This is a genomic window from Clostridium sp. KNHs216, assembly GCF_006714885.1.
Lineage (GTDB): Bacteria > Bacillota > Clostridia > Oscillospirales > Acutalibacteraceae > Caproiciproducens.
In genome coordinates this window covers 1,661,178-1,687,903 of the sequence record NZ_VFMF01000001.1, presented here as the reverse complement: position 1 = coordinate 1,687,903, position 26,726 = coordinate 1,661,178, and the positions used below count along the sequence as shown (strand labels likewise).

Annotated in this window: 25 protein-coding genes; 20 read left to right on the top strand and 5 right to left on the bottom strand. The window is 49.1% G+C overall.

The window, feature by feature from the left end; translation table 11 throughout:
* Positions 1-7: 7 nt before the first annotated feature.
* From araD to LY85_RS08130, 14 genes are all read left to right on the top strand, one after another.
* Entirely contained in the window at positions 8-706 is a 699-nt protein-coding gene (gene araD, locus LY85_RS08195) for an L-ribulose-5-phosphate 4-epimerase (protein WP_141826240.1), read from the top strand.
* A complete protein-coding gene (locus LY85_RS08190; protein ID WP_141826239.1) occupies positions 703-1,557 on the top strand; it encodes an L-ribulose-5-phosphate 3-epimerase in 855 nt (284 codons plus the stop codon). The genes araD and LY85_RS08190 overlap by 4 nt, the downstream gene beginning before the upstream one ends.
* A 143-nt stretch (positions 1,558-1,700) precedes the next feature.
* Positions 1,701-2,747, top strand: a complete 1,047-nt coding sequence (locus LY85_RS08185; RefSeq protein WP_141826238.1) for a LacI family DNA-binding transcriptional regulator — start codon at positions 1,701-1,703, stop codon at positions 2,745-2,747.
* 203 nt (positions 2,748-2,950) lie between these two features.
* Positions 2,951-4,123 carry a Xaa-Pro peptidase family protein gene (locus LY85_RS08180; protein ID WP_141826237.1) on the top strand — a complete coding sequence of 391 codons (1,173 nt, stop codon included), beginning with the start codon at positions 2,951-2,953 and terminating at the stop codon, positions 4,121-4,123.
* Between the two features lie 163 nt (positions 4,124-4,286).
* Positions 4,287-5,312, top strand: a complete 1,026-nt coding sequence (locus LY85_RS08175; protein WP_141826236.1) for a proline racemase family protein — start codon at positions 4,287-4,289, stop codon at positions 5,310-5,312.
* Between the two features lie 32 nt (positions 5,313-5,344).
* Positions 5,345-5,659, top strand: a complete 315-nt coding sequence (locus tag LY85_RS08170; protein WP_038325748.1) for a (2Fe-2S)-binding protein — start codon at positions 5,345-5,347, stop codon at positions 5,657-5,659.
* The gene (locus tag LY85_RS08165) at positions 5,659-6,768 is read left to right on the top strand and encodes an NAD(P)/FAD-dependent oxidoreductase (protein WP_141828029.1); all 1,110 of its coding nucleotides are present in this window, start codon (positions 5,659-5,661) and stop codon (positions 6,766-6,768) included. The genes LY85_RS08170 and LY85_RS08165 overlap by 1 nt, the downstream gene beginning before the upstream one ends.
* Entirely contained in the window at positions 6,765-7,592 is an 828-nt protein-coding gene (locus LY85_RS19690) for a (2Fe-2S)-binding protein (protein WP_141826235.1), read from the top strand. The genes LY85_RS08165 and LY85_RS19690 overlap by 4 nt, the downstream gene beginning before the upstream one ends.
* Positions 7,582-8,775, top strand: coding sequence for an FAD-binding oxidoreductase (locus LY85_RS08155; RefSeq protein WP_141826234.1), 1,194 nt, complete (start codon positions 7,582-7,584; stop codon positions 8,773-8,775). The genes LY85_RS19690 and LY85_RS08155 overlap by 11 nt, the downstream gene beginning before the upstream one ends.
* An 86-nt stretch (positions 8,776-8,861) precedes the next feature.
* Positions 8,862-9,773, top strand: coding sequence for a dihydrodipicolinate synthase family protein (locus LY85_RS08150; RefSeq protein WP_141826233.1), 912 nt, complete (start codon positions 8,862-8,864; stop codon positions 9,771-9,773).
* A 421-nt stretch (positions 9,774-10,194) separates the two neighbouring features.
* Positions 10,195-10,881 carry a response regulator transcription factor gene (locus tag LY85_RS08145; protein WP_141826232.1) on the top strand — a complete coding sequence of 229 codons (687 nt, stop codon included), beginning with the start codon at positions 10,195-10,197 and terminating at the stop codon, positions 10,879-10,881.
* Positions 10,868-11,857: a HAMP domain-containing sensor histidine kinase gene (locus LY85_RS08140; RefSeq protein ID WP_141826231.1), complete on the top strand. Its 990-nt coding sequence runs from the start codon at positions 10,868-10,870 to the stop codon at positions 11,855-11,857. Before LY85_RS08145 ends, LY85_RS08140 begins: the two co-directional genes overlap by 14 nt.
* Before the next feature lie 82 nt (positions 11,858-11,939).
* A complete protein-coding gene (locus LY85_RS08135) occupies positions 11,940-12,629 on the top strand; it encodes an ABC transporter ATP-binding protein (RefSeq protein WP_141826230.1) in 690 nt (229 codons plus the stop codon).
* Positions 12,626-15,223: an FtsX-like permease family protein gene (locus LY85_RS08130; protein ID WP_141826229.1), complete on the top strand. Its 2,598-nt coding sequence runs from the start codon at positions 12,626-12,628 to the stop codon at positions 15,221-15,223. Before LY85_RS08135 ends, LY85_RS08130 begins: the two co-directional genes overlap by 4 nt.
* 384 nt (positions 15,224-15,607) lie before the next feature.
* On the opposite strand, the gene LY85_RS08125 is transcribed toward LY85_RS08130, so the two are convergent.
* From LY85_RS08125 to LY85_RS08105, 5 genes are all read right to left on the bottom strand, one after another.
* Complete coding sequence (locus LY85_RS08125; RefSeq protein ID WP_141828026.1) at positions 15,608-16,318, bottom strand: ABC transporter ATP-binding protein; 711 nt, start codon at positions 16,316-16,318, stop codon at positions 15,608-15,610.
* 10 nt (positions 16,319-16,328) lie between these two features.
* Positions 16,329-17,084 carry an ABC transporter ATP-binding protein gene (locus tag LY85_RS08120; RefSeq protein ID WP_141826228.1) on the bottom strand — a complete coding sequence of 252 codons (756 nt, stop codon included), beginning with the start codon at positions 17,082-17,084 and terminating at the stop codon, positions 16,329-16,331.
* Complete coding sequence (locus tag LY85_RS08115; RefSeq protein ID WP_185741158.1) at positions 17,077-18,111, bottom strand: branched-chain amino acid ABC transporter permease; 1,035 nt, start codon at positions 18,109-18,111, stop codon at positions 17,077-17,079. Before LY85_RS08115 ends, LY85_RS08120 begins: the two co-directional genes overlap by 8 nt.
* A gap of 37 nt (positions 18,112-18,148) precedes the next feature.
* Positions 18,149-19,024: a branched-chain amino acid ABC transporter permease gene (locus LY85_RS08110; protein WP_279231016.1), complete on the bottom strand. Its 876-nt coding sequence runs from the start codon at positions 19,022-19,024 to the stop codon at positions 18,149-18,151.
* A gap of 258 nt (positions 19,025-19,282) precedes the next feature.
* Positions 19,283-20,521 (bottom strand): ABC transporter substrate-binding protein, encoded by a 1,239-nt coding sequence (locus tag LY85_RS08105; RefSeq protein WP_185741157.1) that lies wholly within the window; start codon positions 20,519-20,521, stop codon positions 19,283-19,285.
* A 773-nt stretch (positions 20,522-21,294) separates the two neighbouring features.
* On the opposite strand from LY85_RS08105, the gene LY85_RS08100 reads away from it, so the two are divergent.
* The 6 genes from LY85_RS08100 to garR all read left to right on the top strand — a co-directional run bounded on the left by LY85_RS08100 (position 21,295) and on the right by garR (position 26,686).
* Positions 21,295-21,996, top strand: coding sequence for a FadR/GntR family transcriptional regulator (locus LY85_RS08100; RefSeq protein ID WP_141826224.1), 702 nt, complete (start codon positions 21,295-21,297; stop codon positions 21,994-21,996).
* Between the two features lie 66 nt (positions 21,997-22,062).
* The gene (locus LY85_RS08095) at positions 22,063-23,091 is read left to right on the top strand and encodes an alcohol dehydrogenase catalytic domain-containing protein (RefSeq protein ID WP_141826223.1); all 1,029 of its coding nucleotides are present in this window, start codon (positions 22,063-22,065) and stop codon (positions 23,089-23,091) included.
* Positions 23,092-23,115: 24 nt separating this feature from the next.
* The gene (locus LY85_RS08090; RefSeq protein ID WP_141826222.1) at positions 23,116-23,919 is read left to right on the top strand and encodes a sugar phosphate isomerase/epimerase family protein; all 804 of its coding nucleotides are present in this window, start codon (positions 23,116-23,118) and stop codon (positions 23,917-23,919) included.
* A gap of 29 nt (positions 23,920-23,948) precedes the next feature.
* Complete coding sequence (locus LY85_RS08085) at positions 23,949-24,794, top strand: transketolase (RefSeq protein WP_141826221.1); 846 nt, start codon at positions 23,949-23,951, stop codon at positions 24,792-24,794.
* A 26-nt stretch (positions 24,795-24,820) separates the two neighbouring features.
* Positions 24,821-25,750: a transketolase C-terminal domain-containing protein gene (locus LY85_RS08080; protein ID WP_141826220.1), complete on the top strand. Its 930-nt coding sequence runs from the start codon at positions 24,821-24,823 to the stop codon at positions 25,748-25,750.
* A gap of 48 nt (positions 25,751-25,798) precedes the next feature.
* The gene (gene garR, locus LY85_RS08075; RefSeq protein WP_141826219.1) at positions 25,799-26,686 is read left to right on the top strand and encodes a 2-hydroxy-3-oxopropionate reductase; all 888 of its coding nucleotides are present in this window, start codon (positions 25,799-25,801) and stop codon (positions 26,684-26,686) included.
* Positions 26,687-26,726 lie beyond the last annotated feature (40 nt).

Genomic DNA, 26,726 nt, shown 5'->3' with positions numbered 1-26,726 from the left:
GATCTACATGCTTGAAGAGCTGAAGCAGAAAGTGTTTGAAGCGAATCAGTTACTTCCAAGATATCATTTGGTCACATTTACTTGGGGAAATGTTTCCGGAATCGACCGGGAAAAGGGACTGATTGTAATAAAACCTTCCGGGGTTGAATATGACACCATGGCGGCTGATGACATGGTGGTTATGGATTTAAACGGAAAAAGTGTGGAGGGGAGGCTCAGCCCTTCTTCCGACGCGCCGACACATATTGAGCTGTATAAAGCGTTCCCAAACATTGGCGGTGTGGTACATACTCATTCCCGCTGGGCTACTATTTTCGCGCAAAGGGGCATAGGCATCCCGGCGCTGGGGACCACCCACGGCGACTACTTTTATGGGGAGATTCCCTGCACTCGGCGCATGACGCCTGATGAGATCGCCGATGGGTACGAAAAGGAGACAGGTACGGTTATCGTTGAGCGCTTTACCGGAATGAATCCCGACGATATTCCGGCGGTACTGGTGCACAGCCATGGGCCCTTTACCTGGGGGACCGACCCTTTTAACGCGGTGCATAATGCGGTGGTGCTGGAGGAAGTGGCCATGATGGCGTGGCATGATCTTTTGCTGAGCGGCGCCGTGGCTGAACCAATGCAGCAAGAACTGCTTAATAAGCATTACTTACGCAAACACGGTGCGAACGCCTATTATGGACAGGCGGGAAGATGAACGCGCACAGCTACAGCCTTGGGCTGTATGAAAAATCAATGCCCAACACGCTTTCATTGGCAGAAAAACTGCGAACTGCCAAAGAAACCGGCTTCGATTTTGTAGAGATCAGTATTGACGAGACGGACGAAAAGCTTGTTCGTCTGGATATGTCCCCACAGGAACGCTGTGACATAGTGGACCTGATGTATCAAGAAGGGATTCGCTTCGAAACGATGTGCCTGTCCGGCCATAGAAAATATCCGCTCGGAAGTCCGGATCCGGCCATCCGCGCGCTCGGACTGCAGATCATGGAGAAAGCGATCCTGTTCGCACGCGACCTTGGAATCCGTGTTATCCAGATTGCAGGATACGACGTCTATTATGAAGAGTCCACGGATGAAACACGGCGCTTATTTGCGGAAGCCCTGGCTGTCAGTGTGAAGTCCGCGGCAAAGTACGGTGTCCTGCTGGCCTTTGAAACTATGGAAACAGAATTTCTTAACACCGTGGAGAAAGCAATGGGGTGGGTGGACAGAATCAGTTCGCCATATCTTGCCGTTTACCCGGATGCGGGCAACCTCACAAACGCCGCCAAACAATATGACAGGGATGTATTAAATGATATTGAGTTAGGGCATGGTCATATTGCTGCGCTGCATCTGAAAGAGACAGTTCCAGGAAAATATCGTGAAATTCCGTTTGGCAGCGGTCACGTAAATTTTACCTCCATTATCCGCAAAACATACGGAATGGGAAATCGTCGCTATACGGCAGAATTCTGGTATAACGGACAGGAAGACTGGAAAAAAGATATTTTTTATGCGAATGATTTTCTCAGAAAGAAATTTCTGGACGTTGGTGTTCATTAGCGATTTGCAGCGATCGATGGCTTCTTCTTTCACAGAAGAAGTAAGGTTGACAAAATTTTATATCAAAGATATAATGAATAATGTTTTAAAACAAACAAAAAATTGTTTAAAAACAATAGTAAATTTATGCTTGGAGTGAAGGTATGGCGGATAATCTTAAAGACATTGCGAATGAAGTAGGCTTGTCTGTATCTACAATTTCACGTGTTGTAAATGGAAAAAGCTATGTTGCTCCGGCAACTAAAAGACGTGTCATGAAAGCTTTGGAAAAACATAAATATGCACCAAATCAGATTGCCCGTTCTTTAAAAATGCAGTCTACAAATACAGTAGGAATCATAGTGCCTGATATCAGAGACTATTTTGCAAACGTTATTAAAGGGGCGGACACCATTTTCTCAGAGGCAGGATATTCTATTATTCTTGCTGATTCCAACGAGAGCGATGAAAAAGAAGAAAAATATTTGAAGCTGCTTTACGAAAAACGGATTGACGGCCTTGTTCTGGCCACTGTTTCACAGAACAGCAAAGCGCTCCAGATGTATTTTGAAAATGATATTCCAGTGGTTTTTATTGACAATCTGCCTAATCTTAATACCAGCTATGATGCCGTTCTTCTTGATAACGTTAAGGCCAGTATGATGGCGGTAAACCATATAGTGGACTGTGGCTACAATAAAATTGCAATTATTTCCGGAAAGCCGGCAGAGACAACTGCAGTGGAACGCGTCGATGGATATAAGCATGCACTCATGAACCATAATCTTTCCGTGGATCCGGCACTGATTATGTCCGGTGATTATACTGCCGAAGACGGATACCGCTGTATGATGAAATTGTTGGAAAACAAAGCTGAACACGAATTTGAAGCGGTTTTTGCCACATCTTATAAAATGACGTGTGGTGCAATGAAAGCGATAAAGGAGAAAGGGCTCAAGTACCCGGACGATATTGCACTGGTTGGATTTGATTTCGCCGATGAGTCCGATCTTTTTACTCCGAAGATCACTTCTATTCTGCAACCGATTGACAGTATTGGAAAACTGGTTGCAGAGCGTCTGATTTCTCAAATGAAAGACACTAACAGAGACAGTAAACATAATTTTGTTAATACAATCCCAAGGCGCATCCTGCTGGATCCTATCTTAAAAATGGGGGAAAGCTGTGGCTGCAGAAACAGGAATCAGTAAGCCTGCTTCTGAATTTTCATAGCATGGATAAGGGCAAATTTTTTGTAATTTTTTTTGAAAACGTTTGCAGAAATACCATTGGTAAGATTACACGGGAAATTGTAATCTTGACCTGCTTATGGAGCAGCAGGCAAATTATGATGCAGCGTGTATGGAATACAAAGTAATATGAGAAGAAACAAAATTTGGAAGGAGAATAAAATATGTCATATTACAACATGGAAGAAACCAAAAACAGGATCGAAAAGATCCGCAGAATCCTTCAAGAGAAGAAACTTGATGCGGCTTTAATTTATTATGATGAGATCAACATTGCAGACGGCTGGTATCTCACTGGCTGGTGCCCCCAGTTTGAAAAAGGTGCTGTGCTCCTCCCCGTAAACGGCGACCCGCTTCTTCTGGGCGGTCCTGAAAGCGAACCCTTTGCAAAGATGAGCAGTGCTATCACTGATACACGCTGCTTTTCTACCTTTATGGTCCCGGACGAGGAGTATCCGAATGCGACGATCAGCACATTTGAGACGCTTGCCGCAGAAATGGCGCAACGGGGATTGCATTTCAGGAGAGTCGGCATCGTTGGAACAAGCTATTTTCCCCATGCTCTGTATACCCAGTTCGAACAGGGCTTCAAGGGTGCCGAGCTGATCGACATCACGAATGAGTATGAAGCGCTCCGCTACGTCAAATCGCCGTGGGAAATTGAGAATATCCGGAAGGCGTTTTCCTTTACATATGCATCCTTCGAGGCAATGGCAGCCAAGGTCCGCCCCGGTGCAACCGAAATAGAAATTGCGGCGGAAGGCGAATATATTTCCCGTAAAATGAATGCAAACGGTTTCGCATTTGCGTGCATGGTGGGCAGCGGAAGCCAGTCAAACGCTGTCGTTCCGACCGCCACTAACCGCGTTATGCAGGACGGCGAACTCGTAATGCTGGGCTTGGCTCCCCGCTACAACGGTTATGCCGGGGTGTTCGGCGAAACGCTCCCGGTCAACGGTGTTTATACCCAGTCACAGAAAGATATTCTGAATATCATCAGGGAGGCCTACCGCCTTACAAAGGACATGATTAAACCGGGTAACAGCGGAAAGGAAATTGATGTTCCGGCCCGTAAATTGTATGAGAAACACGGCCTGTTCGATTACATCGTATGCCCGTTCATGCACACCATTGGACTGATGGAAGCGGAGCGTCCGTTCTTTGGTCCTAACAGTGAAGATATTCTTGTTCCGGGTATGACAATTTCCATCGATATCAGCCTCTTCGGACATCCGGAGCATCATGGCCTCAGAATCGAGAGCGGATTTGTTGTTACGGAAAATGGCTACGAATCTCTCTCCCCTGAAATGGATGCCCGTCTCAGTGCGGAACTTTAATTCAATTCATTCGGCTTTCTCAACGTCTTTTGCCCATAAAGCTTGTTTGGCGCAGCCGGTGTACGATGCCGGTTAAATAGATCGGGGTTACAGTGTTTTACGTGTCCGGCCGTGGGTGGCGAACGCGAAGAAAATAGGGAAAATAAATAAAGAAGGTGCTAAGTTGAATACAAGTTGCATGCTTAAGGTCATTGAAACTCACACGGCGGGCAATCCCACCAGACATATTGTTTCCGGCGTTCCGCGCATTTCCGGGGAAACGATGGGTGAGAAAATGCAGTACGTGATGGATCATCTGGACTGGGTGCGCAGAGTTACGATGATGGAGCCCCGGGGCCGCAACGGAATGTCCGGCTGTATTTACACAGAGCCCTGCAATCCGGAGGCAGATATGGGCATCGTCTATTTTGATGCCGCGGGCTATCTGACTATGTGCGGCCATAGTACGATTGCGATTTCCACCGTCCTGGTGGAAACAGGCATCGTCAGGATGACGGAACCTGTTACGACCGTTAAACTCGATACGCCCGCGGGCTTGATCGTTGCAAAGGTTTTCGTGAAGGACGGCCAGGTGGAAAAGGTGACTTTCCGTAATATTCCGGCGTTTCTATATGACGCCAGGGAGATTGATATCGGAGCTCTCGGCAAGGTAAGAGTGGAAGTCGACTACGGCGGCGTCGCATATGCGGTCGTCAATGCAAAGGATATCGGTATTGAGGAGATTTCTCCGAAGAATCTGAGGGAGATCGTAGAGAAGGCCCATCTCGTATATGCGGCGGCAAGCAGGGAGATCGGCTTTCAGCATCCGGAGAAGGCGTTCATTAACCGGATCACCAGCGTCATGATCGTCGGTGATCCGGATATTCAAGGCGCCGATAATAAGGAAGTCGTTGTGATCATGCCCCTTACGGAGGGGGATACCACGGCGGTCGACCGTTCCCCCTGCGGTACGGGTACATCGGCCCGGGTGGGCAGCCTGTTTGTCCAGGGCAAACTTAAAGAAAACACCCCGTTTGTACATGAGAGCATTATTGGGACCTGTTTCACTGCGGAGATTGTAGGAAAAGCCAAGGTGGGAGATTTCCCCGCAGGGATCCCGGAGATTACCGGATCGGCTTATTTTACTGCAAGCACGGATTTCTTTATAGATCCCAGAGATCCCCTGAAGAATGGGTTCAGTATGGATTGAGAAACAGGATGCTGGGATAAGGAGGAAATATGATGAGTAATATTTTGGAACACCCTATTTTAGGGACAGATACCAATGAAAAGTATGTCAGCATTACGGTTGATGGGAAACCGCTGAGCGTGAAAAAAGATTCTATGATCGCCGCAGCGCTTCTGGCACAGGGGATCCGCATCAACCGTTACACAGGCAAAAACCATGAACCCCGCGGCGTATTTTGCGGGATCGGTCAATGTACCGACTGCGTTATGGTTGTCAATGGTTTGCCGAATGTGCGTACCTGCATCACACCGGTTGAAGAGGGAATGGTTATTGAGACCCAAAACAAGGACAAGGAAGGGAAATCGTGATGGAGAAACGCGAAATAGCGATTATCGGCGGCGGCCCGGCCGGCCTGGCGGCTTCGATCGAAGCTGCCAGAGCCGGTGCCCACGTGTTGTTGATCGATGAAAACGCAAGTCCCGGGGGGCAGTTGTTTAAACAGATTCATAAATTCTTCGGCTCTAAAGCACACAGTGCAGGGATCAGAGGGATTGATATAGGCAAAAAGCTGCTGAAGGAAACCGAAGAAGCGGGCGTTGAGGTTTGGCTGAACAGCAGTGTCATCGGCTTATATGAAGGAAACAATCTGTCGGTTGTTCGATCCACTGCCGAAGGGAAGAAAATAGTCACTGTTCAGGCTGATAAAATCCTGATTTGCACAGGCGGTCAGGAAAATGCCATTAACTTTGAAGGCTGGACTATCCCGGGTGTGATGGGTGCGGGCTGTGCCCAGACTATGGTAAATGTCAACCGCGTGCTTCCCGGAAAACGTGTTCTGATGATCGGTTCCGGAAATGTCGGCTTGATCGTCAGCTACCAGCTGATGCAGGCGGGCGCAGATGTGGTCGCTATTGTCGAGGCTGCCGATCACATCGGCGGTTACGGTGTACATGCTGCCAAAGTCCGCCGGGCGGGAGTCCCGTTTTACCTCAGGCATACCATTGTACGCGCAGTCGCGGGGGAGAATCAGGAAGTTTGCGCGGCGGTCATCGGGCAATTGGATGACCAATGGAACATTATTCCCGGTACTGAGAAGACCATCGACGTAGATACCGTCTGCATCGCCGCGGGTCTGCGGCCGCTTGCCAAAATCGCCCAGATGTACGGCGTGAAGCATGACTTTATTCCTGAAATGGGCGGTTGGATGCCGATGCATGACGAAAACATGGAAACCTCCGTTCACGGGGTATATGTTGCCGGCGATACAGCAGGCGTTGAAGAGGCTAATACGGCAATGGACGAGGGCCGTCTGGCGGGTATTGCCATGGCCGAGGCCCTCGGATATATCTCCGGGGAGAAAGCGGAGCAACGCAAAAACGATATTCGTAAAAGCCTTGAGTCCTTGAGGCTTGGGCCATTCGGCGAAAGACGTCTGAAAGCAAAAGAAAGAATCATCGCAAGGGGGGTAGCGGAATGAACGACAATATTTTGCAGAACGGCTATCCCTCTTGGGAAGAGCTGAAAAAGTTCAACCGGATCCCTTCAGATGAAAGATTTGCGAAGGGACCCGTCGCGGTTATTGAGTGCATACAGGCCATCCCCTGCAATCCCTGCGAAGGCGCGTGCAAATTCGGCGCGATCTGTGTTGGCGAGCCGATTATCAACCTCCCGCAGCTGGAGGAAGAAAAATGCACTGGCTGCGGCATGTGTGTAGCGCAGTGCTCCGGCTTGGCCATCTTTGTGGTTGATAAGACTTATAGTGAAACGCAGGCAACAGTAAGCTTCCCGCACGAATACCTTCCTCTCCCTGAAAAAGGGCAAACGGTCACAGCGGTAAACCGCGCCGGCAAGCCCGTATGCGAGGCGGTCGTCGTGCGTGTGGTGAATCCTGAAAGAAACGACCATACTCCGGTTGTAACAGTTGCCATTCCCAAAGAATTCGCCGATGTTGTCAGAGGTATGGTTCGCCTTGGAATGGAGAAGCCGGCAGATCACAGCTGCTGTAAGGATTATGTATATAAGGAAAACGATCCGGACGATCTGATCGTATGCCGCTGCGAGGAAGTCACGGTCGGCGACATTCGCAAGGCGATCGCGGAGGGCGCCGCATCCATTACCGGCGTAAAGCGGAGGACCCGGGCCGGTATGGGCTTGTGTCAGGGCAGGACCTGTTCCAAGATTGTAACGAAGATGCTTTCCGACGCGACTGGCAAAAGAGGTATTGATATCCCCCTCGATACTGCGCGGCCGCCAATGAAGCCTGTAACCATGAAAATTCTCGGAGGTGACGATGATGTCTAAAACTGCTGACGTAGTAGTGATCGGAGGCGGTATGCAGGGCACCTGCGCCGCCTACTATCTGGCGAAAGCCGGACAGAAGGTTATCCTCGTTGAGCGCGGAGACCTTGCAAGCGGAACGACTTCTCGCTCTGACGGTGACTCCTTTATCAACGACGTACCTCCCGGATACATGACGGAGTTTGCTGAGGCTACCATCAAAGAGTTTATCAAGATGGACAAGGAAATCGACTGTGATTTTGAATGGGTACACCGGGGCTGCGTGCTTCTGATGGAGACCGAAGAAGAAGTCGAATTTGCAAAGGAACTTGCAAAAGCGAAGCAGGCTACCGGTTCCCAGGTCCGCTTCATGGATCAGAAGGAAGTTCATGACGACGAGCCGAATACCGCCCCCGATATCCCGGGCGGGCTGGAATTTACCGCCGGTGGTGCGCTCAATCCCATGCAGCTCGCTTATGGCCTTGGGCGTGAGATCGAAAAATGCGGCGGCGAACTGATGCGCTTTACCGAGGTGACCGGCTTTGAGAAGAATGCTGACGGCAGAGTCTGCAAGGTTATCACAAATGAGGGTGAAATCATTACGGACAATGTTGTCATTGCCTGCGGTATTTGGTCGCAGAGCATAGCCGAAAAGGCCGGAGTATATCTTCCGATCCATATCATGAAAGGCGACCTGCTTGTTATTGAGAGGGATGCTTACATTACGCGACGCAAGACCATGGAGTTCGGATACAACCTCGTCCGCAATGAAAACCACAGCTATAAACGAAAGGTCAGTCCGTTCATGGAAAAGTATGGCATTGGTTTTCTGTTTGAGCCGACAAACAGCACCAACGGTTTGGTCGGTTTCAGCAAGTATGCCGCAACCGACACGGTAAGCAACAACCTTGTGACAAGGGCGATTGCTAAACGTGCTATCCGATTTTTCCCCAAATTCGCCGATGTAAGTGTCATTCACTGTTATGCGGGCCTGCGTCCGCAGTCTCCGGACGGCGAGCCGATTGTGTCCAGGACAAACGTACCCGGCGTATTCGTGTCTGCCGGGCATGGCGGTAACGGCATCATGTTTGCGCCGATCAGCGGCAAACTGATCAGTCAGATGGTGTGCGGACAGAAGACGGATATGGAGATGGGGCCGCTGAGTCTCGACCGCTTTCAACGGGTGGAGCCGTCCGTAACAAGATAAAAATTTTTTAATCACTTTATATGGAAACGTGAACGGCGCTGAGTACATAAATTGATACTTTTTTGATAATTAAAGGAGGAAATGAAATGAAAAACTATGTCGAGGCCTTAAAGACGATTACTCCTGCTCTTATTACTCCATTAAAGAAAGACGGAACTTTTGACGAAGCCGGTATGAAGAGGCTTGTGACCCGTCTGGTAAGCAAGGGAGCCACTACCCTTCTTCCGCTTGGCTATTCCGGGGAGGCTCGTGCCTTTAATAAGGCCGAACGCAGAAGAATCATCGAAGTAGTCCGCGAGGCTGCGGGTGATGATGTGGTCGTGATTGCAGGCGCGCTGGGGGACAGCACTCAGCTTATTAAAGAGTACAGCGACGATGCGGCGGCGGCCGGCGCGGATATGACCCTGATTACTCCGACCGATTTCTTCTTCCTCACAGACGAAGAGCTGAAGGACCTGTTTGTTCGTCTGAACGAAATCGTAAAGATCCCATTCATGATTTACAACTGTCCCGAGAATCATCATTACTGCAGCCCCGAGCTGATGGCAGAGCTCGCAAAGCTTCCAAACATCAAGGCGCTGAAGCAGAGCACGACAACCGACAAAATTCAAAGCATCCTGCAGGCGGTCAATCCAAAGAATGACTTTATCATGGTTTCCGGCGATGAATTTGAATTCTTCCCGGCAATGTGTCTCGGCGTTGACGGCTTTGTCATGGGAGGCCCCGGAAATATTTGCCCCGAAATGTGCTCCGACATTTGGAACAGCTACAAGGCCGGGAAACTGGACGCTGCACGCGAGGAGTTTCTGAGATTGGTTTCTTTCTTTGATGAGCTCTACCACTCTCTGCCTTATCCGATGGTTATTTCTCAGATTAAGGGCGTTATGGAAATTGCGGGCGTTTGCGACCGCTGGATGAGGCATCCTGTCAAGGAAGTCTCCAATTCCGATATGCATGTGATTGAGGACATGCTCAAACGCCACAATATTAATCTTTAATACTTGTGATATCGCCCGCAGGAATGCTGCTTTCTCTCAGACGCAGTAGAAATCATTCTATTCTGGACGGGTAAATGACCGTATTATCAGAAGCTTGAACATCCATCCCGGAAAAGATGAATCCTGCGCCGGCCGGCGTGAAAATAACGAATCAAGGAATCTGTCATCAGAAAGACAGGTTCCTTGATTTTTTCGTTCTTACCCCCACGTGCAGCGGACAGAAAACGAAGGTGTGCCAGCAATCAGGACCTCTTGTATATTTCCATCAAAAGAAATACAATAGAGTTATAGAGTGGTATGCGTGGATTGTATCACAACAAAAAAGCAGCGAAAAATTGGAAACACGGTTTGCTCCGGCTGACGGTGAAAAACCGGCCGGCGGACGACATAGGAACAGGAAAGTAAAGAATGGGGAAAATCAATGAAACGGATATTTTTGGTTGAGGATGATAAGGAAATCGCCAAGAACCTTGTGCTTTTGCTCCGCTCGGAGGGGTTTACAGTCACCCATGCCTCTACGCGGGAGGAAGCCCTTTCCGCACTGGCCGGGAACAAATTTGACCTGGCGCTGATCGATATTTCTTTGCCTGACGGAAATGGCTTTACGGTTTGCACGGAGATCAAAGAAGCGCAGGATGTTCCTGTGATCTTTCTGACGGCTTCCGGCGATGAGGCGAGTGTTGTTACCGGGCTGAACATGGGTGCGGACGACTATATCACCAAGCCTTTTCGTCCGCGTGAACTGATCGCACGAATTGGAACCGCCCTGCGAAAAAGCGGACGTTCTCCATCGGCTTTTGAACTTTCCGGGCTTCATGTCGATACGGCAAGCGGCGTCGTGAAAAAGGACGGCGGCGAGGTTTTTCTTTCGGCTTTAGAATACCGGTTGCTGCTGGTGTTTATTAACAATCCCAAAAGGATTATCACAAGGAACAGGCTGCTTGACGAATTGTGGGATGCTGCGGGCGAGTTTGTCAATGACAATACGCTGACGGTGTACATCAAACGCCTGCGGGAGAAGATCGAGCAAGACCCGGCAAACCCGCAAATCATTCTGACCGTCCGCGGGACAGGATATCGATTGGGGGACGGGTATGCTTCGGAATAAAGAGTTTCGGCAGTTTGCCATTTTGTTCTCCTTAATAGCTGTCGCCGCTGTGCTGCTGGGATTTGCAGTCAATACGGCGGCTGGAATCCTTGCCATTGCATCTGCCGCCGCTTTTGGCGCGGTGTTTTTCGCGTTTACCAAAGCCCGATATCAGAGCATTGCGCAGATCGCAGAGCAAATCGATCTTGTGCTTCATAACGCGGACCATTTGTATATTGGTGAATCGGATGAGGGGGAACTTTCCATTCTGCAAAGCGAGATCACTAAAATGACGCTGCGTATTCGGGAACAAAACGATGCGTTGAAAAAAGAAAAAGAACATCTTGCCGATTCGCTGGCCGACATCGCTCATCAGCTCCGCACCCCGCTCACATCCGTAAACCTCATCCTGTCGTTGTTAGAGAATAACCCTGACGAAGAGGAACGGAAAGCATTGATACGGGAAACGAAGGGATTATTTGTACAGATGGATTGGCTGCTTACCTCCCTGCTGAAATTATCGCGCCTGGACGCGGGCATTGTGGTGTTCCAAAGCGGGCAAATCGATGTGAACGCTTTGATAAGCGCTGCACTTCACCCGCTTTTGATCCCGATGGAACTGCACGGGATTGCCTTGCAAACGGACGTGCCGAAGGGGATCGTCGTTCAGGGAGATTTCGGCTGGCTTTCGGAAGCAATTCAAAACATCCTCAAAAATTGCATGGAAAGTGCAGGCGATAACGGGAAGATCGAGATTGTTTGTGAAGACAATTTACTGTTTACCGGGATCGCTGTCCGCGACAGCGGCGCTGGCTTTGAAAAAGAAGATTTACCCAACCTGTTTCACCGGTTTTATCGCGGGAAAAATGCAGGAGCGACGGGATACGGGATTGGACTCGCTCTCTGCAAGATGATTATCACCCGGCAGGGCGGGACGATTACCGCCAAAAATCATCCGCAGGGCGGCGCAATATTTGCGATTCGTTTCCCAAAGTGACGGATCTCTCACCGAAAAGTCACCGAGATGTAAGCTGAAAGTTCTATTATATGGGTAAAACATGAGAAAGGAACCTCACATAATGGAGTTTTTGAAAATTGAAAACCTATGCAAGGTCTACGGCAAGGACGAAAATCGGGTTACCGCGCTTGACCATGTTTCTCTTACCATCGAAAAAGGGGAATTTACCGCAATCATCGGTTCCTCCGGCTCCGGTAAATCCACATTGCTTCACATCATCGCCGGTGTGGACGTGCCGACAAGCGGAAAGGTATATCTGGACGGGCAGGATGTGTATGCCCAAAGCAATGAAAAACTCGCCATCTTCCGCAGGCGGCAGGTCGGGCTGATTTACCAGTTCCACAACCTCATTCCCACTCTGAATGTGGTGGAAAACATCACCCTGCCGATCCTGATGGACAAGCGGAAGGTCAACGGGGAACGGCTGAACGATCTGCTGGAACTGCTTGGGCTGCAGGACCGCAAAACGCATCTACCCAATCAGCTTTCGGGCGGTCAGCAGCAGCGTGTCGCCATCGGCCGCGCGTTGATGAACGCCCCGGCCGTCATGCTGGCCGATGAGCCTACCGGCAGTCTGGACAGCCGCAACGGTCAGGAAATCATCAAGCTGCTGAAAGAAAGCAATCAAAAATATGGGCAGACCCTGCTGCTCGTCACCCACGATGAAAACATTGCTTTGCAGGCCGACCGTATTATTACGATCGCAGACGGAAAAGTCGTGCGGGATGAGAGGCAGGCGGCACGGTTATGAATATTTTTAACAAAATCGCACTGCAAAGCCTGAGGAAAAACCGCACACGGACGCTTGTAACCATTATCGGTGTTGTTCTGTCCGCTGCCATGATTACGGCGGTCGCTACCTTTGGCGTTTCCCTGCTGGACTATATGGCGGAGGGCGCAGCCGCAAAATACGGCGATTGGCACGTCGCGTTTCTGGATGTTGATTCCTCCTTTGTGAAGGAACGGGCCGGCGACAAGGAAGCTGCAAAAACAGTAACCTTTGAAAACATCGGCTATGCAGCGCTTGACAGCGGGAAAAATCCCAGTAAACCGTATCTCTTTATCGCCGGATTTAGCAAGAAAACCTTTGATGCCTTGCCCGTGACTTTACTTTCCGGCAGGCTGCCGGAAAACAGCGGCGAAATTCTTGTTTCGGGGAAAACTGCGACAGACGGCGGTGTTTCCTATGCGGTGGGCGATACGGTTTCCCTGTCTGTGGGAAGCCGCATGAATGGAAACAAGAAACTCGGTCAGAATGCCCCGTATACATCAGGGGCTGAAACGCTTGTGCCACAGGGCGAGAAAACCTATACGGTTGTCGGAATTTGTGGGACACCCGTTTTTGAGGAGGACTCCGCGCCGGGCTATACCTTGATCACAATGTCGGATACCGCAGAAACGGCGGACGATCTCAGCTTGTTTGTCACTCTGAAGAATCCCCGCCGGGTTCATTCCTACGCGAGCACGGAGGCGGCCGGCCATGCTTACATCCTGAATCATGATGTGCTGCGTTTCATGGGCCTTGATTCATCCGATAAGATTTTTAACACGCTTCTGTACGCAGTAGGCGGTATTGTGGTTGCCATTATCATGATTGGCTCGGTCTTTTTGATTCACAATTCCTTCAGTATCTCATTGAACGAGCGTACACGGCAGATCGGGATTCTTGCCTCTGTGGGGGCCACGGCAAAGCAGCTGCGTCATTCGGTGCTGTTTGAGGGGCTCTGCATCGGTGCGGTCGGCATCCCAATCGGCATTCTTGCAGGTTTGGGCGGTATTCAGCTTGTGATTTCCGTTGTGGCGGGGAACTTTGGGAACATTCTCTACTCCGGCGTTCCTTTGGCCCTGCATGTGTCGGCTCTCGCACTCGCCGGTGCAGCGGCGGTCAGCCTGGTTACGATTTTGATTTCAGCCTATATCCCGGCAAAAAAAGCCGCCAATACGCCGGTGATGGAGTGTATCCGCCAGACAAACGAAGTGAAGGTGGAAGCGGGAGCCGTAGAGACATCAAAGCTGGTGCAGCACGTATGCGGTCTGGAGGGGACTCTTGCGCTGAAGAATTTCAAGAGGAACAAAAAACGTTACCGCAGCATTGTGCTGTCACTTGTTTTAAGCGTCGTGCTGTTTATATCGACCAGTGCTTTTGTGACAGATTTGAAACAGACAATGGCACAGGCATTGTCGTTTACCACTTATGACATCGGTTTTGGAACGACGGATATGGATGATGGCGAAATGCTTAGGCTTTATGATCGGCTGAAAACCGCCGGAGGTGTTACCCAAAGCTCTTATCAGGCTGTTATGAAGTATTCCTGTGTTGTTCAGGCGGACGAACTCTCAGACGATTACTGGGAATCCGCAGGGGAATCTTCGCCGGACGAAACGGCAGAGCTGCCGATAGAAATCCAATTCCTTGATGACAGCACCTATCTGAACCTCATCAGGAGCGCAGGCCTGTCCGCAGAGGACTATACCGGGGAAAATGCAAAAATGATTGCTGTTGCCAAAATACAGACCGGCAGCAATGAGAAGAAGGGTGAAAAAGAAGCCGGTGAGTTTCGTAATATGTTCAAGGGTTCTTCTGTGGAGGCTGCCCTGATTCCCGAAACAGATGGCGAGCCGAATCTGGGACATGGGCAAAGCGCGAGTATTACTTGTGTGGAAGTCGTATCTCCGGACACACCTCCGACGACAGCGGTCTCCGACCAGCAGACATACTTCTTTCAGGTGATGGCGCCTTGGTCGCTGAAGGAGAAAATTGCCCCCTCCGATGCCTCTGCGGATGTCAGAGTCAAAGGCTTGACTTTTCAGTCTGAGAACCCGTCACAGTCTGTTGCTGAAATGAAAACGATGATACAGGGTGCGGGGATTACCTCCGCGTATATGCTGCTGAATACGTCTGAAGTGATGGATGAAAACAGGAACTATATCTTCATTTCCAACGTGTTTGCCTATACGTTTATCGTCATGATTTCGCTGATCGCGGTTGCCAATGTGTTCAACACGATTTCCACGAACATCCGGCTGCGCCGTCGGGAGCTCGCCATGCTCCAGTCCGTGGGGATGTCCGAACGTTCTTTCAATAAAATGATGCGTTATGAGTGTGCCTTTTATGGCGTGAGGGCGCTGCTTGTCGGGCTTCCCCTGGCAATCATTTTCTCCTGGCTGATCTACAAGGGAATGTTCATCGGCGGCGCGGAGGGTATCAAGTTTGTGCTGCCGTGGGCCAGTATCGGAATCAGTGTGCTCAGCGTGCTTCTTGTCATCTTTGTCACCATGACGTATGCCGTCGGCAAGATCAGAAAAGAAAACATCATCGATGCGCTGCGGGATGACACCGATTGAGTTTGGCGGCTTCAACCAGCGATATCTGAAAATTTGGAAAGCAACAGCCAATTATAAATAGCTGCCAAAACATATCACAAACACCTGAATTTTCTTTAAGGCATGGGAGCTAAACTTGTTTTATTAACATTGACCAACAAATACCGAAGCAAGCTATAAAGACAGAGAGACCAGAACACGTAGGTTCTGGTCTCTTTGTCGTAACCCGTCTATCATAGCTTAAAATCAGATACGCGGCTTTGTTAAAATCATTCATTCAAACGGCCCCCAAAGTCAATAGCAGAGCCAGCGGCTGATGAATAAAAAAATCTTGCCGACTCACCTTGGGACTTATCAAAGACTTAGGGCAGTGTGCGCACTGCGGACGGGGGCTTCTTTGCCGGATCAGGAAATGCCCAGATAGGTTTTCCTGATCCTGTCGTTATTGCTTAATTCCTCGGCGGACCCTTCCAAAACCAGCTTCCCGATTTCCATGACATAGGCTCTGTTGGCAATCTTAAGAGCGGAATTCGCATTCTGCTCAACCAAAAGAATGGTAACTCCGTCCTTGTTGATTTTTTGAATAATCGAGAATATTTCCCGGATGACCAATGGGGCCAGTCCCATGGACGGTTCGTCAAGCATCAACAATTTAGGGTCACCCATCAAGGCCCGGGCAACCGCCAGCATTTGCTGCTCACCGCCGGAAAGCGTTCCGGCATTCTGCAGTTCTCTTTCCTTCAGCCTGGGGAAAAGATCGTAGCAATACTCCATCTTCTCATGGGTGAATTTCTTATCTGTCTGCAAAAACGCACCCATCATCAGATTTTCCTTTACCGTAAGCTGAGGAAAAACCAAACGGCCTTCCAGAACCTGCCCGAGCTTCAAGCCGGCGATTTTGTTGGGAGGCAGCCTGTCAATCTTTTTCCCCTCAAAGGTGACCGAGCCCCCCGCTATTTTCCCCAGAAGCCCGGATATGGAGCGAAGCAGCGTCGTTTTGCCTGCGCCGTTGCTGCCGATCATGGTTACGATTTCTCCGGGGTATACATCGAAGGAAACGTTTTCCAAAGCGTGGATTTTATCGTAATAAAACTCCAAATTTTTTACTGAAAGAATCGGCTCCATATTAATCGTCCCCTCCAAGATATGCCGCAATGACGTCTTCGTTCTTTTGTACTTCTTCGGGCTTGCCGAGCGCAATCCGTTTGCCGTAGTTCAGGACGCAGATTTCGTCTGTAATGCCCATGACGAATTTCATATCATGTTCTACCAGAAGTACGGTGATCCCCGTCTCGCGAATCTTCAGAATCAATTCCGCCAGTTGGTTTTTTTCAGTCGGATTCATCCCCGCGGCGGGTTCGTCCAGCAAAAGCAGACAGGGATCGCTTGCCAAAGCCCGCGCAATCTCCAAAAGGCGCTGGTCGCCATATGGCATGGCGTTAGAAAGTACGGTTTCTTTTCCCTTCAATCCCACAAACTCTAAAATTTCAGCTGCCTTTCGCTTTGCCTGCGTTTCTTCCCGACGTTCCTTCGGCATTTTCAAAACACTTGACGGCAAGCCGCAGCTCAGCCTTGCGTGCTGGCCGACTAATATATTTTCAAGCGCCGTCATTGTTTTGAAGAGATTGATATTCTGGTACGTGCGGGCAACGCCCAGCTTGTTGATTTGATACATCTGTTTCCCGTCAATCCGCTTTCCGTTTAACTCGATTGAGCCTGAAGTTGGCTTGAAGGTACCGCTGATCATGTTGAAGCAGGTCGTTTTCCCCGCTCCGTTCGGACCGATCAGGCCAAAGATTTCGCCCTTCTGAATTTCAAAATTCAGCCCGTCGACCGCAACCAGACCGCCGAACCGGATCGTCAGGTCCTGTACTTTAAGCATTGCTTTCACCGCCCCGCCGAATGAATATGTTTGGAACTTTCTTGCCGATGCCCGCAATTCCTTCCGGCTGGAAAAGAATAATGACGAGGATGATGATTCCATAAATCAACATTCTGTAATCTGCAAGCGGCTGAAGCCCTTCCTGAATCGACGTGATAAACGCAGAGCCGAGAATAGGGCCCACCAGATTTCCGCTTCCGCCGAAAAGCAGCATAGTCATAAAAATGACGGAAGTATTCTGCACGAAGGTATCCGGGCTGATAAAGCCGATCATGTGCACATACAGCGCTCCGGCGAAACCCACAAAAAATGCGGAAATCGCAAAAGACATCGTCTTATAATAATGGACGTTTACGCCGCACCCATTGGCTGCCGTAAGGTTGTCGCGAATTGCGATAAAGCCGCGCCCGACCCTGGAATGAATGATATTTCTCTTTATGATTAAAAATACAATCGTGAAAAACAGAATCAGGTAATAATATCGATACTTACTGGAAACCGCGGAAAAGGAAAACCCGAATATGCTTACCTGCGGGACTCCGGTGATTCCGATATATCCGTTGGTAAGCGTGGGGAAATTGGAAACGACAAGCAATATGAGATAGTTGAATGCGATAGTCAGCAGCGCCAGAAAATGGAATACCAGTTTTGAAGCCGGTATTGACAATAAAATTCCGAATAAAGCCGATATGAATGCAGCGATAAAAATGCTGATTATCGGCGGCAAAGTGATCCCAAACCATTTTCCCAGTCCCCATGAGGGGTGAGTCATAAGCACCGACGCATAAGCGCCGATACAGAAAAAGCCCGCGTGGCCAAAGGAAACTTGCCCGGTATATCCAAACAGAATATCCAAACCGCTTGTTACGATTGTGTAGATGCCGATCATGCAGAGCAATACGTAAACGTACTTGCTTTGCACAAAGACAATATTGTGCTCCATCATCAATGGGATGACGATCAGCAGCATGATAGCAACGATTGCGGCTATGTGCTTTCGGTTGGATGGTTTTTGTAATTTTTCCATTCCATTGCCCTTCTTTCCGTATATTTGTCTACTACATTTATTGATCATATACTTTCGCGTTAAAGATACCGGACGGTTTCAGGATCATAACGAGTATTAAAACGCCATAGACAACAAACTCTTTGTAAGTAGAAGAAATATATGCAGAAACAAACGTTTCCATCAGGCCGATAATCAATGCGCCGACGACCGCTCCATAGATGTTGCCGTAGCCGCCGATAACGGCGCCGCAAAAGGCCTTATTGCCCAGCTGATCCCCCAGACCGTAGGAAACGGATAACGTAGGCGAAACCAGCACGCCGCCCAGGCAGGCCAGCGCGGCAGCGATCCCGTAGGTTATGCCGATTGTCCTGTTGACGTTGATACCCATGCAGCTGGCCGCTGTTTTATTCTGCGCGGCGGCGCGCATAGACGTACCAAATTTTGTCTTGTTTAAAAAGAAATGTAAAGCAAGCATCGCGCATATTGCAACGCCAATACATAACACGCTTTCTTTTGCAATGGAAATTTTTCCGATTCTGATAGGAGAGCTATTCTGAAAAATTTTAGGAAAGTAATGAACGCGGGCGTCCCAAATTAACATGGCGGCATTTTGCGTAATAATCGACAGCGCAATCGTTGACAGCACCACATAAATGTTTTTTGCATGCTTGGCGACCAGAACCCTGAAAATACAGCGTTCCATGAGCCAGCCGATGCCAAACATAATCATGACGGACAGAATCAGCGCAACGGCAAAGGGAAACTTCCATTGGGAGTAAAATTGGAAAGCCAAAAACGCACCGAACATCAGCAAATTCGCCTGAGTAAAATTCATATAACCTGAAGCCTGATAGATTAAACTAAATCCAAGAGAGAGCATCGCGTATGTGCATCCTAGTACCAACCCCCCGATCAGCACAGAAACAAACATCGTCATCGAATCTCAAACCCTTCTGTCTTATTTCATTTTGAATGATAAAGCTGGCCGTAAACCGCAACAAATTTCATTGATTCAATTGCTGTTTTACGGCCAGCCTGCAAGCGCTACAGCATTTCCAGTTGATTCTGCAACAAGGTTGCGTTTCTCCCCGCCGAAGGCGGGGAGAAACGTGTTTTATTTCGCAAACTGAAATGGAATTGCTGTATATTACGGAGCTATGATTTTGATACCTCAATTTCTGATGAAGGATTATTGGTAAGTATCAGCTGGATTCTCTTTAATGAAGTTGTCAAACGGAATATTTTTCCCCTGGTGAATAATATAAACCTTTTGCCCGCTTAAGCATTCCCCATTGTCAAAGGCGGAGTAATCCGCGGCACCTGCCAGCAGGTCGATCTTCATCTTTGCGATGGTATCCCTGACTTTCGTGCCGTCTGCCGTACCCGCTTCCTTTACAGCTGTCAGAAGGACGGTGGTTGCGTCGTAAGCTCTGTAAGCGACATCGTGCGCAGGCAGGGAGCCGTATTCTTTTTCATACGCCTTGAGAAACTCTTTCTCTTTGTCGGTGGCCCCTTCATCCGCACTGTCCGGAATACAGTGGGGAGTAAAGAATACGATTCCATTTGCAGAGTCTCCTGCAACTTTTCTAATATCAGGCATGGACATCGTTTCACAGCCGAATATGTATCCTGTATAACCTAAGTTGCGGATCTGTTTTACCATAAGGCTGCCCTGCTCGCCCTGAGCAAAAATGATCACGCCGTTCGGGTTTGAATTAATGATGGCGGACATCGCGCCCGTCCAGTCGGTTTCGCCGACCATAGCTTTCTGTTCTGATACAACTTGAATTTTGCCGCGTTTATTAACTTCTTCCAATACCTGTTTGTTGGAAGCGGTATTTCCGTCATCCTGATAAATTAATGTTGCAAGCTTCGTGACACCTAATTTATCCATAGCGTCAACTAACGGGGCGGCACCTCCGTTGGAGTTGGCAATTGAGCGAAAAAGATATTTCCATCCTTTTTGCAGCCAAGCGGGATTCGTCCCCGTACCGACCTCAGGAATTTTAGCGGACTCGACCAGGTTGCCGGTTGCCTGAATATTTCCGCTTAGCTGCGACGCGATGATTCCGTTTACCTTTTTATTATCGATTAGATAAGAAACGCCCTTTACAGCACCTTCCGTTGTAGCGCCGTCATCGTAAAATTCAAATCCGATCTGTCCGCCCAGGACCCCGCCGTTTTCATTCCATTGCTTGATGCAAAGCTTGATCGCATTTAAGCCGGCTGTTCCAGCCGTCGCCACTGAGCCGGTGACACCGCCGTAATGGCCGATGACATAAGAGTACGAGCCGGTACCGGAGTTACCGTTTTCAGAGTTGGCGGCCGATACGCCGGTCTCTCCTGTAGCAGCGTTGTTTGAAGGCCCGCAGGCCGCCAAAGAGGTTGCCATTGCCAATGCCATTAATAAGCTGATGATCCTTTTCATAATAAACGCCTCCATTTTCTAAATGATTTCAATACCTGCTCCGATTCTTAACCTTTCCTCTTTCCCAGGGTAAATTTTCGAGTGATTTCACAGTACCTCCTTTATGAAAACTTGGAGCTCAATCTCCCATTGGAAATGGATTTATGCGATTGCTCTTACTGCTTGACATACTGATTGATGGTTGATGTATATCTGTATTACAACTAAACTAAAAATATTATATTCTTTTGTATATTCGCTGTCAATAGAGAAGAAAAAATTTTATAAAATGTCTTAATGTTTCTAATTATAATATAGCGAATTCCACCAATTGGTTTTTCGTCTGTTTCGAGATCAGCTCTGATTTTTGGTGCAATTCGCAACAAAATGACGAAGTTTCGGACCTGGGTTAAAGATATGGCAGCGTTAAAGTGCAAAATATTTCAATTCTATGGGTTGACAACAATCATTGGGAACGGTATAATCACACTGTAATCTGTATAACAACATACAAACTAACAGCATATACGATTTCCATACTGCTTGATATGGCCCCGGATCAGGAGCGTATCGTTTTTTGTGATGAAGCGCAGGTCCGGGAAGCATGAAGGCCTAAGGCGATCCAATGGCGGACTTTGAACAAAATATGCCGGATAGAAATTCGGTGGAAACTGTAGCTGCCTCTGCTTTACGGAAATACAGAAAAATATGGACATTTTGTGATACAACTCGTATAATTAATTATAATAAAGAAGTTAGATGCTCTAACAGACTTTAGAAACAGGGGTGGCATTGTGGCATTACATGCAATAAAAAGGACGAATATCAGCGAACAGGTTTTTAATCAGATGAAGCAGCAGCTGTTGGATGGCGCTTGGGTTGCGGGGCAGAAGCTTCCTTCTGAAAACGAACTTGCGGAAGCGTTTGGCGTAAGCCGGATTACGGTGCGTCAGGCACTTCAGAAGCTGACGGTATTGGGACTGATCGAAACAAAGCTCGGAGAGGGCTCTTTTGTTAAGGAATTCACTCCGGGAACCTATATGAATGCCATGATTCCGGCGATGTATTTGAACTCCAATTCGGTGGAAGAGGTGCTCGAATTCAGAATGATCATGGAAGTGGAAACCGCGGGAATTGCCGCAAAAAAAGCATCCGAGCAGGATGTTCAAAGACTGTCCAGCAGCTTTTCAAAAATGGAAAAGTATCGTAACAATATTGCGCTGTATACGCAGGAGGATTTTCGTTTTCATATGATCCTTGCTGAAATAACCGGCAATTCTCTGGTGGTGCGCTTGATGGAACTGCTTACGGATATTCTGGAGGCAACGATACAGAACGCAACGAAAACAATCGGGGATGAAGTCGGTTTGAAGTATCACAGCCTGATCCTGGAGGCTGTAAAGAATCATGACTATGAAAAGGCGAAAAGTGCGATGCACGATCATATTGAGATGACGTTGAAACATTTCTGCGAAAAGAACACAAAGAAAAAGTGAGTGTTCTTTTACTTCTATTTGTATGACAGCTATCATCTAACAACTAAATGGAAAGAAGGAATTTCTATGAGGGCACTGAGATATTTAGGTCCGGGTAAAATGGCGGTGGAGGAGCAGCCGAAGCCGAAACCGCAGAAAGGCGAGGTGCTGCTGAAAGTACGCGCATGCGGAATATGCGGAAGTGATGTACACGGTTCTCTCGGCCTTACGGGGAGAAGAATACCGCCTATGACAATGGGACATGAGTTTTCGGCCGAGGTCGAGGAGCTGGGCGAAAATGTCGGTACGGTAAAAGTCGGGGAAAGCGTGATTGTGCAGCCGATCAACTTTTGCGGGGAATGCCTAAACTGCAGACGGGGTTTGACAAATATGTGTCTGAACAAAAAGTTTTTCGGCGTGCTGACCGTGGACGGCGCGATGGCCGAATATGTTTCCGTTCCGGCCAAACTCCTTTATCAGCTTCCACAGGGAAAGTCCTACGCCGTGGGCGCGCTGACCGAACCCTACGCGGTGGCGTATGGGAGCGTAAAGAAAGCCGGCGAGCTGGAAAACAAGGATATCCTGATCGTGGGGGCCGGTACGATCGGCCTTTGCATTTTGCAGCTTGTAAAACTGCACCATCCCAAACAGATCATTGTCTGCGATTTGAGCGACGCACGTTTAAAAACCGCGAAAGAACTCGGCGCGGATCAAACAATCAACCCCAAAAATGAAAACTTTATGGAAGCTGTTTCAAAATACACGGACGCATTGATGATCGACACCTCTTTTGAGGCGGTGGGGGTGGAGCCAACCGCGAATCAGTCCGTAAAGGCGCTGAAGATCGGCGGTACGGCTGTCTGGGTCGGAATGTCCCAGAAGGAAATGCAGATCAATATGCAGGACGTTGTGTGTTCCGCGCGCCGGATTATCGGCTCGTTCAATTACACGCACGAGGAATTCGGTGAAGTTGTCGATTTGATCGCTTCCGGAAAAATGGAGTCGGAGAAGCTGATTACGGAGACAGTTTCTCTGGAGCAGGCCCCGGCCGCGTTTACCGCGCTGCATGAACATCCCGACGAATATATCAAAGTAATCATTGACCCGACCTTATAAGGGGATAGAAAGGGAGCTACTGCAATGAGATTTGGATGCTGTGTCAATATGATTGCGAAGGGCGAGGATGGAACCGGCGTTGAACATGTGGAAAGGCTCGCGGAGTACGGATACGATTATGTAGAGATGCCGCTTGCCGAAATGATGGCTTTGTCTGAGAATAAATTTGCACAATTGGCGGAAAGAATTCAAAAGGCGGGGATTCCCTGCGAGACCTGCAACAATTTCTTTCCAAAGACGATCAGGCTGACAGGTCCCGAAGCGGATGAGGAAAAGAATCTTCTGTATGTGGAAAAAGCGCTTGGGAAAGCGTCGTCCCTCGGGGTGCAATCTGTGGTTTTCGGCAGCGGCGGAGCAAAAAATGTTCCGTCGGGATTTCCCATGGAGGAAGGGTACGGCCAGGTGGTCTCTCTGCTTCGGAAAATAGAACCAATTGCCAAAAAGAACCATATCACGATTGTGATCGAGCCGCTTCGCCGGGCGGAATGCAATCTGATCAATACTTTTGCGGAAGGATGTAAACTGGCGCAGGATGTGGGGCCGGATTATGAAAACGTGAAGGTATTGGTGGATTTTTACCATCTTTCCGAAGAAAAGGAACCGGTTGAAAATCTTCTGCTGCAGGGGAAGGAATACCTCAGGCATGTGCATTTTGCCCGCAGCGAAGGCCGCGTTTATCCGAAGGATATGAACGAGGACAATTACCGTCCGTTTATCGATGCCCTGAAAAAAATCGGGTATGACGCACGCGTGAGCGTGGAGGCTTATGCCGATGATTTCGATCGGCAGGCGCGCGGAGCTCTGCAATTTTTAAGAGAGAATTTCTGAACACCGAAACAAAACGGGAGGATCATACGATGATTAGTCAAACAACGATAAAAAAAATAGAAAAAATGGCCGCCGAGATCAGAAAAGACGTTGTTCTCATGATCGGCGGGGAAGGGCATGTGGGTCATTTGGGCGGTTCCTGCTCTAGCGCCGATATTGTGGCCGCACTCTATGCCTATAAGATGAAGCTGGACCCCAAAAATCCCAAATGGGAGGGCAGGGATAAATTTCTGTACAGCAAGGGCCATGCGTGTATTGCCCAGTATGCCGCAATGGCCGAGCTGGGATATTTCCCGAAGGAAAAGCTTACGACTTTAAAAAGCTTCGGTTCCATGCTCCAGGGACATCCCGACGTAAATAAGACTCCGGGTGTCGAGGCAAATACCGGTTCCCTTGGACAGGGACTGTCCATTGCAAACGGCATGGCTTTGGCAATGCGCCTTGATGGGAAAGACAATAAGGTATACTGTGTGATGGGCGACGGAGAAATGGCGGAAGGGCAAATTTGGGAAGCCGCAATGGCCGCGTCGAATTTTAAGATTGACAATATTGTGGGAATCGTTGACCAGAACGGGCTGCAGGCCACGGGCTCCATCGAAGAGCGCTTTAATACAAACCCGCTTCCTGAGAAATGGGAAAGCTTCGGGTGGCATGTCATACAGATCGACGGGCATGACGTGGAAGAAATTGTCAATGCACTGGATGAGGCGGATACCATAAAGGGCAGGCCTACGGTAATCATCGCCAGAACCGTAAAGGGCAAGGGGGTTTCCTTTGCGGAAAACGTAGTCGGTTTCCATAACGGCGCTTTGACAAAGGAACAATATCAAACCGCTTTAAAAGAACTGGACGAAACCATTTCGACTTTAAACTGAAGCATAAAAATGATGAGGTGAATGATATGAGTAAAACACAAAGCCAGCGCCTGGCGTATGCTGAAGAATTGATCGCTTTAGGAAAAGAGAATCCGAATATTGTGGTGCTTGAGGCGGATTTAGGCAAATCCACCATGTCCAATATGTTCCAGCAGGTTTTTCCGGAGCGGTATTTTGAAATGGGAATTGCGGAACAGGATATGCTTTCTACAGCGGCGGGCCTTGCGGTAAGCGGAAAAATCGCTTTTGCAAGCACGTTTGCGGTATTCGCTTCAGGAAGAGCATATGACCAGATCCGGCAAACCATTTGTATCGGAAAATTAAACGTGAAGATCTGCGGTTCGTCTTCGGGAATGTCCGACTTTGGCGACGGCTCTACCCATCAGGCCATTGAGGATGTCGCGATCATGAGCGCGATTCCGAATATGACGGTTCTGACACCCTGCGACGCCACCGAGACAAAACAGGCCGTGCGGGCGGCTGCGGCGATCAACGGGCCGGTTTATATCCGCGTATTCCGGAACGATTTGCCCGATTATATCAGCGAGGACGATGCATTTGAAATTGGGAAACTCAGAGTGATCAAGGAAGGGGAAGACGCCGTCATTTTCGCACATGGAACCATGCTGGATGCCGCCGTCAAGGCAAGCGAAGACTTGAGCCGACAGGGCATCAGTGCAAAGGTGGTTAATGTCAGCACAATGAAACCTTTCCCCTACGCCGCCGCCGCGGAGATGGTAAAGGGCGCGAAAGCGGTTGTCACTGCTGAGGAGCACAACTTTATCGGCGGGCTTGCAAGTCATGTCGCACTGGCTTTGAGAAAATCCGACATACCGATGGACTATGTGGCGGTGGACGATAAATTCGGGCAGTCCGCGCATCATGTGGACGATTTACTGAACTGTTACGGTTTGACAAAAGAACATATCGCCGAAAAAGTAAAGGCCCTGCTGTAGTCGATACAAATCAATGTGAAAATTTATACATAATGGAGGTATATGGTTATGAAAATCGGATTTATCGGACTTGGAATCATGGGGAAGCCTATGGTCAGAAATTTGTTAAAAGCGGGACATGAACTGCTTGTCTTTGATGTCATTCAGTCCAATGTGGACAATGTGGTCGCAGCGGGGGCATCGGCGGCGAAATCCGCAAAGGACGTGGCGGAGCAATGCGGCCTCATCATTACCATGCTGCCCAATTCTCCGCATGTCAAAGCGGTTGTGATGGGCGAAAACGGTGTGCTTGAAGGAGCGAAACCCGGCACGATCCTGATCGATATGAGTTCAATCGCACCGCTTGCCTCTCAGGAGATCGGAAAGGCCTGTGCCGACAAGGGCGTAAAAATGATTGATGCGCCGGTGTCCGGCGGCGAACCGAAGGCAGTTGACGGCACCTTGTCCATTATGGTTGGCGGAGATCAGGAAGTGTTCGAAAGCGTGAAGGAAATTCTGCTGCTCATGGGCGCTAGCGCTGTGTATTGCGGAAAAATCGGCGCGGGCAACACGACAAAGCTTGCCAATCAGGTGATTGTGGCCGTAAACATCGCGGCGCTTTCCGAGGCACTCATGTTGGCGAAGAAGGCCGGCGTCGACCCGAATTTAGTGTTTGACGCGATCAAGGGCGGCCTTGCGGGTTCAACGGTGATGAATGCGAAAGCCCCAATGATCCTTTCCGGCGATTACAAGCCGGGTTTCAAAATCGATCTGCATATCAAAGATTTAAACAATGCGATTGATACCGGCCATGGTGTGGGGGCACCGCTGCCGCTGACGGCCTCGGTCATGGAAATCCTTCAGACAATGCGCGCCGACGGGTACGGCCAGGAGGACCACAGCGCCATTTCAAAATATTACGAAAAAATTACCGGAGTGGCTATTCGCAACGATTAAGGCCGGAAGACGGGAATGGAATTTTTTGGAGCCTATTATA